10 protein-coding genes are annotated in these 12,333 nt (G+C 69.3%); 1 reads left to right on the forward strand and 9 read right to left on the reverse strand.

What is annotated here, in order from left to right; genetic code table 11:
- Positions 1-170: 170 nt before the first annotated feature.
- Positions 171-1,322: a dimethylmenaquinone methyltransferase gene (locus MKK65_RS20875; protein ID WP_243960048.1), complete on the forward strand. Its 1,152-nt coding sequence runs from the start codon at positions 171-173 to the stop codon at positions 1,320-1,322.
- A gap of 37 nt (positions 1,323-1,359) precedes the next feature.
- On the opposite strand, the gene lptB is transcribed toward MKK65_RS20875, so the two are convergent.
- The 9 genes from lptB to nadA form a co-directional block, all read right to left on the reverse strand.
- A complete protein-coding gene (gene lptB, locus MKK65_RS20880; RefSeq protein WP_058191226.1) occupies positions 1,360-2,151 on the reverse strand; it encodes an LPS export ABC transporter ATP-binding protein in 792 nt (263 codons plus the stop codon).
- Positions 2,152-2,216: 65 nt separating this feature from the next.
- Positions 2,217-2,891 carry an LptA/OstA family protein gene (locus tag MKK65_RS20885; RefSeq protein WP_243960049.1) on the reverse strand — a complete coding sequence of 225 codons (675 nt, stop codon included), beginning with the start codon at positions 2,889-2,891 and terminating at the stop codon, positions 2,217-2,219.
- On the reverse strand, positions 2,888-3,607 hold the full coding sequence (gene lptC / locus MKK65_RS20890; protein WP_243960050.1) for an LPS export ABC transporter periplasmic protein LptC: 720 nt from the start codon (positions 3,605-3,607) through the stop codon (positions 2,888-2,890). The genes MKK65_RS20885 and lptC overlap by 4 nt, the downstream gene beginning before the upstream one ends.
- 306 nt (positions 3,608-3,913) lie before the next feature.
- Positions 3,914-5,746, reverse strand: a complete 1,833-nt coding sequence (htpG, locus tag MKK65_RS20895) for a molecular chaperone HtpG (protein WP_243960051.1) — start codon at positions 5,744-5,746, stop codon at positions 3,914-3,916.
- Positions 5,747-5,840: 94 nt separating this feature from the next.
- Positions 5,841-6,359, reverse strand: a complete 519-nt coding sequence (locus MKK65_RS20900) for a DUF2442 domain-containing protein (protein ID WP_243960052.1) — start codon at positions 6,357-6,359, stop codon at positions 5,841-5,843.
- 364 nt (positions 6,360-6,723) lie between these two features.
- On the reverse strand, positions 6,724-8,604 hold the full coding sequence (locus tag MKK65_RS20905; protein WP_243960083.1) for a potassium transporter Kup: 1,881 nt from the start codon (positions 8,602-8,604) through the stop codon (positions 6,724-6,726).
- 283 nt (positions 8,605-8,887) lie between these two features.
- Positions 8,888-9,760, reverse strand: a complete 873-nt coding sequence (gene nadC / locus MKK65_RS20910; protein WP_243960053.1) for a carboxylating nicotinate-nucleotide diphosphorylase — start codon at positions 9,758-9,760, stop codon at positions 8,888-8,890.
- Positions 9,757-11,280: an L-aspartate oxidase gene (locus MKK65_RS20915; RefSeq protein ID WP_243960054.1), complete on the reverse strand. Its 1,524-nt coding sequence runs from the start codon at positions 11,278-11,280 to the stop codon at positions 9,757-9,759. The genes nadC and MKK65_RS20915 overlap by 4 nt, the downstream gene beginning before the upstream one ends.
- A 2-nt stretch (positions 11,281-11,282) precedes the next feature.
- Positions 11,283-12,293 carry a quinolinate synthase NadA gene (gene nadA / locus MKK65_RS20920; RefSeq protein ID WP_243960055.1) on the reverse strand — a complete coding sequence of 337 codons (1,011 nt, stop codon included), beginning with the start codon at positions 12,291-12,293 and terminating at the stop codon, positions 11,283-11,285.
- Positions 12,294-12,333: the final 40 nt, after the last annotated feature.

Genomic DNA, 12,333 nt, shown 5'->3' on the forward strand with positions numbered 1-12,333 from the left:
CTTCATGGTGCTGCGGGTCCAACCATGCGTCTCGCGACTCACGGGGTCCGGGCATTATTCTGCATCGAATGCCGCCGAGGGGAAGCTGCTGGCTGACAGACCGCCCCCTCGCGTCGCGGCGCCGGGCGTCGTAGACCGCTCGCACCCGTCACCGACCGAGACCGCTCCGCGTGCGCCTGATCCAGATCACCCACCACGACCTCGACGGCTACGGCGCCGCCACGGTTGCCGCCGCGTGCAAGGCGGCCGAGCGCGTCGTCCACGTGCCGCGCTACAGCGATGTCGGTCCGGTCTTCGAGGACGAGACGAAGCGCCTGGCCCGGGCGGGAGAGAGCGAGATCCTGCTCATGACCGATCTCGGGCTAGAGGAGCAGACCATCGCGGGCCTGAAGAAATTCGCCGCCATGAACCGCCGCCGCGAGGACGGCCGGAAGCACCGGCTCGTGGTCCTCGATCACCACGCCTCCTCGTTGGATCAGTTGCGCCGCCAGGGCCTGGAGCCGGTGGCCGATCCAGAGCGGGCCGGTCTGAACCGGATTGACCTCGGCGATCCGGACTGCACTGTGCTGATCGACGAAAACGTCTGCGCCACCCGGATGACTTTCGATCACCGGGCCCTGTTCGCCACCCACGAGCCCGCGACCGACCTCACCGCCCTGCTGGCCGCGATCGACGCCGTGGACCTCTGGCGCAAGGACAGCCCGGCCTTCGCGGGAGGCTTGGCGCTCGACGAGCTGTTCTGGGAGAGCGTGTCGAGCTTCGTACCGGTCGGCCATCCCTGGCATGAGGCCTTCATGTCCGGCCTGCTGCTGGCCGCCGCTGCGGCATTGCGGGAGGGTGCACGGCCAGCCGATCTGGAGCGGCAAGCGCTTGCGTTCCGCTCCGACGTGACCGAGACCCTTCTTCGCGACGCGCCGGACGACGACCGGGCGCTCACGACGCGCATGCGGCTCGCCCGGGCGCTCGCTCGCTCCGACGCTCTGTTCCGTCCACTCAAGGACGGCACGCTCCTGTCCTTCGCCCTCGATTCGGGGACCTTCCAGCGGGTCTCCGACCTCATCATGGATGCGGGCCGGGCCAAGCGCGTCGTCAACGTCCAGCGGATGGGCACGCTGTCGTTCCGCTCCAACGACGGCACGGCCCTCGACGGCGCTCGCCTGTTCCGCGGCGGCGGCCACCGCGACGCCGCCGGCGGCCGGCTCCAAAGCGGCTCGGCCTTTTCGATGGCCGACGCGATCGCACAGGTCGAGCCGGTGCTGAACCCGGACAAGCCCCCGGAGGCAGACAGCCCGTTCGCAGCGCTGAAGAATTGGAAGGGGTGAGGCCACGCGCCTGACGGGCGATGGAACTCCTACGACGTCAGAGCCGGAAATCCTCGCCCAAATACAACCGCCGCGCATCCGGGTTGGCGACGATCTCCTCCGGGGTACCCTCGGTGAGGATGCGACCGGAATGGGCGATGTAGGCGCGATCAATCAGGCCCAGGGTTTCGCGCACGTTATGGTCGGTGATCAGCACGCCGATGCCGCGCTGCTTGAGATGTTTGACCAGATCCTGAATGTCGCCCACCGCGATCGGGTCGATGCCCGCGAAGGGCTCGTCCAGCAGCATGAAGGTCGGCGAGGAGGCGAGTGCCCGGGCGATCTCGCAGCGCCGCCGCTCGCCGCCCGACAGTGCGATCGAGGGCGACTTGCGCAGGCGCGCGATGTCGAATTCCTCAAGCAATGAATCGAGCTTGCGTGCGCGCTCCTTGCGGTCTGGCTCAGCCACCTCAAGCACGGCGCGGATATTGTCCTCGACGGTCAGCCCTCGGAAGATCGAGGCTTCCTGCGGCAGGTAGCCGATGCCGAGCCGCGCGCGCTGGTACATAGGCAGGTGGGTGATCGGCAGGCCGTCCAGGGTGATGTGGCCGCGATCAGCCACCACCAGCCCGGTGATCATGTAGAAAATCGTGGTCTTGCCGGCGCCATTCGGGCCGAGCAGACCCACGGCCTCGCCGGTGCGCACTGTCAGCCCCGCTTCGTGCACAACGGTGCGGGCGCCGTAGCTCTTGCGCAAGCCACGCACGCTCAGGATACCGGGACCACCCTCTTCGGTGGCCGCAGCCTCGTCCGCGTCAACGAGGGGCGGGCGGGCGCGCCGGCCGAACATGCGGCCGAGGAGCGTCGGGCGGCCCGCCGCATCCTGCGGCTCCGCCCGGAAAGCGACCGCGTCGCTCAATTGACCTGCGCCCGCGGCTTGACGGGCAGCTGCGCGCAGCCCTTCGGCTTGCCATCCTTCGCGTCGGCCTTCTCGCCGGGCACGAAGAGGGCCGAGACACGCCCACCCGCCACCGGGTCCATGTTCGCCCGTCCGGTGCCCATATCGTAGACCAACCGCTGGCCGCGGGTGACGTTCTGGCACTGGCTCAGCACGACGTTGCCGGTGAGCACGATCCGCTTTGCATCCTGGTCGAACACCGCGTGATCGCCGGTGGCGACCTGATCCTTCTGGACCACCGTGACCGGGCCCGCGCAATCAACCTTCTGGATGCCGTTCTCGGCCGGATTTTTCGGCGCCGGCGCCTCGTCACCGTCTGCGGTCTTGGCCTCTGCGTCCTTGCTCGCGGAACTCTTGCCGGCACCATCTTTGCCGCGCTTGTAATAGACGGTCATGGTTGAGCAGCGGATCGTGCTCTCGCCCTGGACGGCCACGACGTTACCGACGAACACCGCGCGGTTCTCCCGATCGAACACGTCGAGCCGGTCGGCGTCGATCTTGATCGGATCCTTGCCGCCGCCGCCGATATTGCCGAAGGGTGAATCCTTCTTTGCCGGCTTCTCGGCGAGCGCTGGACCGGCGAGCGCGAGGCAGGCGGCGAGGGCCGCGCAAAGCGTTGCGCCCGCACTCATCGGCTGCCTTCCACCGGGTCGGCGTTCGATGTCAGGATGCGCAGCGGCGCCTTGTCGGCCTGGTCGTCGTTCACGATCACCACGTGGACGTTGCCGATGAACGAGATCCGCTTGCCGTTCTCGACCACGTCGAGGGCGTTGGCATTCACGGTGGCGCGGGGGGTCGAGACCGTGACTGGCTCCTGAGAGCTTACGGAACCGGTCTTAAATACCACGGCCGCCGAACGCAGGCGCGCCTCCTCGCCCTTGTCGGTCCAGATCCGGATGTCGTCCTTCAGGTCCAGCGCCTCGCGGGCGGTGTCGAACAGGCCGGACGCGGCCGAGAGCCGGGCCATGCCGCCCTGGTCGTCGGTGGCAAGGTGGCCGCGCATCCGCTCCAGCTCGATCAGGCTCGGCTTGCGCACGTCCTGAAGGGCGGCGTCGGCCGTCACCTCGTAGCCGCGGTTGCCCTGGCGGAAGCCCGCGAGCCGGGGGCTCTCCATACGGACCTTGGAGCCGGCCACCGTCACCGGGCCGACCGACACGCCCGGCAGGCTCGCGGCGAAGGGATTGAACAGGTAGGCGAACAGCAACGCCACCGCGCCCCCGGCCGCCACCGGGATGAGGCGACGCATGGTGCGCACGCGACCGCTGTGGCGGTACGCCCGGGCGTGAGCCCGCGTGCGCGCTGCCGCGACCGCCTGTCCGTTGCCGGCTGAAGCCTCGACCGGGTTCATGCAGCGTCCGTAAGGCGCGCAGGCCGCGCGCACGAGAGGGATCGGCTCAGACGCCTGCGGCCCCCACCGCGCCCGCGCCTCCAGCCGGGGAATGGCCCCGACCAGTGGCGAAGTTATGGCTCTACCGTTTCCGAATGATCAACCGAACTTGGAAACTTTCGACGCGCAGGTGCGTGAACACACATCCGCCTGTTGCAGCAACGTACCCGCGAAGAGCCCCACTGAGCGGATCGCAAACACCTTTCCGGTCGAAGCCGGGCCCGCATATCGGGCCCGGCTTCGATCTTTAAGAGCGAATCGCTCGCGTTAGGCGCCCCTGGCCGCCGCCAGGGCCGCCGCGATCGTGCGGGCGAAGCCGGCCGGGTCGCGAGGGCTGTCGCCGTCCTGGATGCGAGCGAGGTCGAGCAGCGTGCCGGCCTCCTGCGCGATCTCTAATTGGGGCGCGGCAGCAAGAGCCCGGATCAGCGGGTGACGCGGGTTGATCTCCAGCACCGGCTGCGCGGCACCGGCACGGCCGGCGCGGCGCATCAGGCGCTGCATCTGCAGGTCGGGCCCGGCCGTGCCGGCCGAGAGCACCACGGCCGAATCCACCAGCCGGTCGGTGGTGCGCACGTCGGAGACCTCGGCCCCGAGCGCCGCCTTCACGGCGGCCACGAAGGCGTCGATGCCCTCCGGCGCCTCCGGCTGCTCGCCCTCGGGGGCGAATTTCGAGAGATCGAGGCCGCCCTTGGTGATCGACTTGAGCGGCTTCTCCTCGAAGCTGCCGAGCTGGTCGGGCCAGAAGGCGTCGACGTGGTCGGAGAGCAGCAGCACCTCCAGCCCGCGCGCCCTGAAGCCTTCGAGCTGGGGCGAGGATTTCAGCGCCTCGGCATCGTCGGCGACGAGGTAGTAGATCGCGTCCTGGCCGTCCTTCATGCGCGACACGTAGTCAGGCAGCGAGGTCCAGCCCTCGACCGCCGAGGAGCGGAAGCGCAGCAGGGGCGCGATCTCACCGCGGCGCTCGAAATCCTCGTAGATGCCTTCCTTAAGCACCGCGCCGAAATTTTCCCAGAAGGTCTGGTAGCTCTCGGCATCCTTAGCCCGGGTGGTCAGCTCGGAAACGACGCGGCCAGTGACCGCGCGGCGGATCCGGGCCAGCGCCGGCGTCGATTGAAGCATCTCACGGGAGACGTTGAGGGGCAGGTCCTCGGTGTCCACCACACCCTGGACGAAGCGCAGCCACGGCGGCAGTAACTCGGCCTCGTCGGTGATGAACATCCGCCGGACATGCAGGCGGACCTTGCTCTGCCGGTCGTTCTCGAGGGCCTGGAACGGCTTCGCGCCGGGCACGAACAGCAGCGCGGAGAACTCGAGCTGGCCTTCGGCCCGCCAGTGCAGCGTCGCCCAGGGCTTGTCGAAGTTCATGCCGATGGCGTGGTAGAACGCCTCGTACTGCTCCTCCGTCACCTCGGATTTGGGCTTGCGCCAGAGCGCGGTGCCCTGGTTGGCGGATTCGTCCTTGCCGTCGCGGGCGATGGCGATCGGCACGGTGATGAAGTCGGCCCATTTCCGGACGAGGTGATCGAGGCGGTAGGGCTCGAGATACTCGTCCGCATCCTCCTTGAGGTGCAGCACGATGTCGGTGCCGGGCTCCGCGCGGGTCGCGGTCTCCAGCGTGTAGCTGCCCTGGCCTTCGGAGGCCCAGGTCCAGGCCTCGTCGCTGCCGGCCCGGCGCGACGTGACGGTGACCCGGTCGGCGACCATGAAGGCCGAGTAGAAGCCGACGCCGAACTGGCCGATCAGGCTCGGGCGGTCCTCGGCCTTGGCCGAATCCAGCGTCTGCGAGAAGGCCCGCGTGCCGGATCGGGCGATGGTGCCGAGATTGGACGCCAGATCCTCCTTGGTCATGCCGATGCCGGCATCCGAGACAGTCAGGGTGCGCGCGTCCTTGTCGGGCACGATCCGGACCTTGGCGTCCGGCGGCAGGGCGCTCGCCGCCGAGGTCAGCGCCTCGAACCGGCGCCGATCCATGGCGTCGGCGGCATTGGCGACGAGTTCGCGCAGGAAGATCTCGCGGTCGGAATAGAGCGCGTGCACAACGAGATCGAGGAGCCGACCCACCTCCGCCCCGAACTCGTGCCGCTCGATCGTCTCGCTCACAGGGAATGCCTCCGCGTAGGGGAAAATGCGGGGCCGATATGTCGGCTTGGCCGGCGGTTTTCAATGAGGCTGCGAAGCGTAAGCGTGCTCGCCCTCAGGCGGCACTGACTGCGGCGTGTCCGGCAACATCACCGGGCCTCGGCGGCCCCAGCATGCAGTCGAGCTGGCGGCATGCGAGGGCGATGTAGCGTGGGATCTCGCGATCCTTGGTGAAGTAGGCCACCCGGCGGCGTGCGATGCCAAGTTGGGCCGCCGCCGCGTCGAGGGTCAGGCGGTTGCGCCGAAGAAACTCCGCGAACTCCGCGTTGGTCATCGTAGCCGCGGCCAGATCCTCGATCGTCTCGGCCCCGATATCGAGGTCTTCATCGTCCTCCCAGACGATCGAGCCGCCCCAGGCGCCGAGCCGTACGGCACCGAACGGGATCGCGCCTTCGCGCAGGGGGCGGAACACCTTGTAGGTGAAGATCGCCGGGGCGAGATCCACTCTGTCCGTGCGTCCGATCCGGTCTCCAGCCGCCCAGGTCACCACCACATCGAAGGCGCCGCCCGCCGGCGCGACGCTGGCCAGCTTCGGCAGCGGCCGCCCGACGGTGACGATATCATCCGCGCTCATTGAGCCGCCTCCATTCGATCATCAGCGCCTCGGTGCGCACCGACGCCCAATCCACCACGTCGGCCAGGGCTTTGCCGAGATCCAGACCGCCCGCACACAGAACCGCCTTCTCTGGCTCGGTCGTTTCCTGCTCTCAGCGCGAGATACACCTCGTCATTCCGGGGCGCCGCAGGCGAGCCCGGAATCCATAGCAGCCGATGGTTCAAGGCCTTGATCTGTCTGCGGTTATGGATCCCGCGCTCCGCGGCCCCGGGATGACGGGGTTGAAGTTCGAGCGTGATGGAAATCTGAAATTCGGGGGGAGGAAAATCTCGATAGTCGATTGCTCTGTGATTGCCGCCGCTGTCGTGAAGCCACGAAGAAATCAGATCTCGATCTCGGTTCCGACCTCCACGATCTGCCGGGTCGGCAGGCAGAAATGGGCGCCGGTGCGCTCGGCGTTGCGCTTCATGAAGGCGAACAGGCCCTGGCGCCACAGGGCCATGCCGGGCTTCTTCGACGGGACGACCACCTCGTGGCCGACGAAGAAGGTCAGGTCCTCCAGGTATTCCGGCGGCAGCAGGCCGCTCTTCACCGCGCAGTGCAGGCCCTCGGGAATCGAGGCGGTCTGCATGAAGCCGTAGCGCAGGACGACGCGCTCCATCCCGGGGGTGTATTTCGAGATCGCCTTGCGGATGCCCTGCGCGACCAGGGTCACCTGCGCCCGCTCCTCGGCCGGGATCACCGGCGCCTCCTCGTAGATCACGGTGATCAGCAGGATGCGCTCGTGCAGGCAGCGGCTGCGCTCCACCAGCCGGCCCAGGGCCATCGGGATGCCCTCGGTGGCGGCGGTGAGGAACGCCGCGGTGCCGGGCAGGGTCACCGGTGGATGCGAGGCGAGGCGGGCCAGGAACGTCGCCTCGGGCTGGCGCATGGTCTCGCGCACCGCCTCCAGGACGTGGTTGCCCTTCATCCAGGTCAGCATCAGGAAGGCGACGGCCGCGGCCAGCACCAGGGGAAACCAGCCGCCCTCGAACAGTTTCACGCTGTTGGCAGCGAAGAACAGGGCGTCGATGGCGAGGAAGAAGCCGTTGACCGCGAAGACCAGGATCGGGTTGTAGCCCCAGCGCAGCGCGATCAGGGCGGCGAGCAGGGTGGTGATGCCCATCAGCGCCGAGACCGCGATGCCGTAGGCGCCGGCCAGCGCGTCGGAGGAGCCGAACACCACCACGGCGGTGAGGGTCCCCGCGGCGAGCAGCCAGTTCACCGCCGGCACGTAGATCTGGCCGCGCTCGTCCTGGTCGGTGTGGACCACCCGCATCATCGGCATGAAGCCGAGCTGGATCGATTGCTGGGTCAGCGAATACACCCCCGAGATCACCGCCTGCGAGGCGATGACGGTGGCCATCGTGGCGAGCGCGACCAGCGGGTAATGCGCCCATTCGGGGGCCAGCCGGTAGAACGGGTTCTCGATCGCGCCCGGATCGGCGATCAGCAGCGCGCCTTGGCCGCAATAGTGGATCAGCAGCGCCGGCAGCACGAGGCCGAACCAGGCCACGCGGATCGCCGGGGCGCCGAAATGACCGAGATCGGCGTACATCGCCTCGCCGCCGGTCACCGCCAGGAAGGCCGCGCCGAGCATCATGAAGCTTACATGCCAGCCGGCATGGGACAGAAACTCCACCGCCCGCCATGGATTGGCTGCTCCCAAAATTTCGGGCGCGCGCAGGATGCTCGGGATCGCCAGCAGGACGAGCACGACGAACCAGACCAGCATCACCGGGCCGAACACCCGGCCGATCACCGCCACGCCCTTGTGCTGGACGGCGAACAGCGCGACCAGGATCGCCAGGGTAAGCGGCACCACGAACGGCGTCAGCACCGGCGCATCGACCTTCAGCCCCTCGATGGCCGAGAGAACCGAGATCGCCGGGGTGATTGCACCGTCACCGTAGAGCAGGGCCGCCCCGACCAGCCCGACCACCAGCAGCACGGCTTTCCAGGTCCGCGGCTGGGCCTGTCGAGCGCCGAGCAGCGCCAGCATCGCGACGATGCCGCCCTCCCCCCGGTTGTCGGCCCGCAGGATCAGCACCGCGTATTTCAGCGACACGATCAGGATCAGCGACCATAGGATCAGCGAGACTGCCCCAACCGCCGCCGCCGGCACCGCGGCGCCCCCGGCGGTCGCCGCCTTCACGGCCTCCTTGAAGGCATAGAGCGGGCTGGTGCCGATATCGCCGTAGACGACGCCGAGCGCCCCCAGCATCAGCGCCGGTCCGGGCCCGTGCCGGACGGCGCCGGGCTTTCGTGCCACCGGCGCAGCAGGCAGAGCGACCGGCGGGGCAGCCGCGGGACTGGAGGCTTGGCGCACGGGCGTATCCAGTCGAGGGCATCGCTGTCGTGCGCGACCTTAGCAAGCCGGATGCAGGGCGGAAGACCCAAATCCTCTTCGCCGCGAGCACGACGACGACCTGTCACCTGAACGTGATGACAGTGGAATGAAGATCGACGTCACTCTCTTGCCGTACAGGGCGACAGAGTAATGCCGATTAGGCCGCGTCCAGCCCGAGGTCGATGATTGCCGCCGAGTGGGTGATCCAGCCGCAGGAGATCAGGTCGACGCCGGAGGCCGCCACCGCGCCCACGGTCTCGCGGGTGATCCGGCCGGAGGCTTCCGAGAGGGCGCGGCCGTCGATCATCGCCACCGCGCGGGTCAGCAGGTCGGGCCCCATATTGTCGAGGAGGACCGCGTCCACGCCGACCGAGAGGGCTTCTTCCAGCTGCTCCAGGCTGTCGACCTCGCACTCGATCTTGACCAGATGGCCGGCCCGCGCCCGGGCACGCTCGATCGCCGGCACGATGCCGCCGGCCACCGCGACGTGGTTGTCCTTGATCAGCACCGCGTCGTCGAGGCCGAAGCGGTGGTTCGAGCCACCGCCGGCGCGAACGGCGTGCTTCTCCAGGGCCCGCAGACCCGGCGTCGTCTTGCGGGTACAGACGATCGACGCCTTGCCATGCGGGCGCGCCGCCTCGACGAGACTGTTCGTCGCCGTGGCGACGCCGGACATCCGGCACAGCAGGTTCAGGGCGACGCGCTCGGCGGTTAGGATTGCCCGGGCCGGCCCTTCGAGACACAGGACCACGTCGCCGGGCACGACGCGGGCGCCGTCGCCGCGCTCAACCGTGACTGACACAGCCGGATCGATGAGCGCGAAGGCGATCGCGGCCGCATCGGTGCCCGAGATCACGCCGGCCTGCCGGGAGGCGATCACGCCGCGCATCCGCTCGCCCGGAGGCACGATGGCGTCGGTGGTGATGTCACCGGCCCGGCCGAGATCCTCGACCAGGGCGGCGCGCACGATCGGCTCGACCAGGAGCCGCGGCAGGGGCAGGATGTCGTCCGACAGGACCGATGGCGTCATGGCGTCAGCTCCGTCCCTGCGGTGATGCTCTCGCGGCGCTCGGCTGTCAGAGCGGCGAGCGTCGTCTCGGTGTGCGCCGCCGGGGCCATATGCGGACAATCGCTGCGCCAATGGGCGCCGCGGCTCTCCTCGCGGGACCGCGCTCCCCGGGCGATCATCAGCGCCACCAGGGCGGCGTCGCAGGTCTTGGCACGGGGCTCGAGGACCGAAACCGCCTCGGCGAGGCCGGCGGCATCGCGCACGACGCCGACCTGGGTCTCCATCAGCCGGCGAATCGAGGGCAACTCGGCGGCCGACCGGAACGCCGCCGCCTCGGGCACGATCGCGCCCGGGAGCGGCGCGTCGAGGGCGTCGGCGATGAAGCCGGCATAGGCGAGCCCCTCCAGCAAAGAGTTGCTGGCGAGCCGGTTGGCGCCATGCAGGCCCGAGGAGGCAACTTCGCCGCAGGCGTAGAGCCCCGGCACCGAAGTGGCGCCGTGGGTGTCCACCTTCACGCCGCCCATGTGATAGTGGGCCGCCGGGCGGACAGGGATCGGCTGCAGGGCGGGGTCAATCCCGGCGGCGGCGCACAGGCCCGCCACCGTGGGGAAGCGCTTTGGCATCGCGGCCCCGAGGGCACCGCGGGCATCGAGATAGACGATGCGCCCCCGTTGCAGCGCCTGGAAGATGCCCCGGGCGACCACGTCCCGAGGCGCGAGGTCGCCGCCGGCAATGCCGGCCATCACGGCCGCGCCGGTCTCGTCGATCAGCCGGGCGCCCTCGCCGCGCAGCGCCTCTGTGGCAAGCGGCATCGGGTCGGCGCCGGCCGCGATGGCGGTCGGGTGGAACTGCACGAACTCCATGTCGCGCATCACCGCCCCGGCCCGGGCGGCGAGCGCCAAACCGCCGCCGACGGCGCCGGGCGGATTGGTGGTCGCCGCATAGAGGGCGCCGACGCCACCGGTGGCCAGCACCACGGCCCGGGCCGGGATGCGGAACCGAGCGCCGTCGCGCTCGGCCACGATGCCAGCCACCGCGCCGTTTGTGTCCCGCAGCAGGTCGCAGGCGCGGGCTTCGACGACTTCGATGGAGGGCGCGGACAGGACGGCCCGCACCAGCCCTTCGAGGACCCGGGCACCGGTGGCGTCGCCGCCGGAACGGACGATGCGGCGACGACCGTGGGCCGCCTCCAGGCCGAGGGCCATGGCACCGTCCTCGGTGCGGTCGAACGGGACGCCGATCCGCACCAGCCAGTCGATCAGCCCTGGACCCGCCTGGGCGACCCGGAGCGCCACGTCGGGCTCGGTGAGCCCGGCGCCGGCGGCTTCGGTGTCGGCAGCGTGGAGCGACGCCGCATCGTCGGCGCCCACGGAGGCGGCGATGCCGCCCTGCGCCCAGCCGGTTGCAGTGCCCAGCCCGAGGGCGGAGGCGGTGATCAGCGTCACGGGACGCGGCGCGAGCCGCAGCGCGACGCTGAGGCCGGCGACGCCGCCGCCGACCACGACGACGCGGTCGGCCATGTTGGGAGAGACGGCGTTCATGGCTAGCGCACCAGCAGCATGCGTTCGACCGCCGCCCGGGCGCGGTCGGCGAGCGCCGGATCGACCGTGACCTCGTGGGTCAGCGTCTCCAGGGCCCGGCGGATGTTCTTCAAGCTCATCCGCTTCATGTGCGGGCACATGTTGCAGGGCTTGATGAACTCGATGTCCGGGTTCGCCGCCGCGATGTTGTCGGCCATGGAGCACTCGGTCACCAGCACGACCTGGCGCGGACGCTTCTGGAGCACGAAATCCATCATCATCGCGGTCGAGCCGGAAAAATCCGATTCGGCGACCACGTCCGGCGGGCATTCCGGATGCGCGATCACGGTGACGCCGGGGTAGCTGTCGCGCACGTCGCGGATGTCGCCCGGCGTGAACCGCTCGTGCACCTCGCAATGGCCGGCCCAGGTCAGGATCTCGACCTCGGGGATCTCGGCCTGGACGTTCTGGGCCAGGAACTCGTCCGGGATCATCAGCACCCGGGGGGCGTTCAGCGACTTCACCACCGCAACGGCGTTGCCGCTGGTGCAGCACAGGTCCGACTCGGCTTTCACGGCGGCCGAGGTGTTCACGTAGGTCACGATCGGCACGCCCGGGTACTTGGCCCGCAGGCCGCGCACGTCGGCGGCGGTGATCGAGTCGGCCAGCGAGCAGCCCGCGCCCATATCGGGAATCAGGACGGTCTTGGCCGGGTTCAGCAGCTTGGCGGTCTCGGCCATGAAGTGGACGCCGGCCAGCACGATGACGTCGGCATCGACGTTCACCGCCTCGCGCGCTAGCGCCAGGCTATCGCCAACGATGTCCGCCACCGTGTGGAAGATCTCCGGCGCCTGGTAATTGTGCGCCAGGATCACGGCGTTGCGCTCGCGCTTGAGCCGCAGGATCGCCTCGATATCGGGGGCCAGCGCCGGCCACTCGATCGCGGGGATGTGGCGGCTGACACGGGCGTAGAGATCCGGCAGCGGCAGGCCCGGAACCGACATACGAGAGACGGGTGACACGGTCGCCGTCATGGCGTCCTCCATTATGCTCAGTTTGAGCATTGTGCCGTCT

It is taken from the genome of Methylobacterium sp. J-001, assembly GCF_022829565.1.
GTDB lineage: Bacteria > Pseudomonadota > Alphaproteobacteria > Rhizobiales > Beijerinckiaceae > Methylobacterium.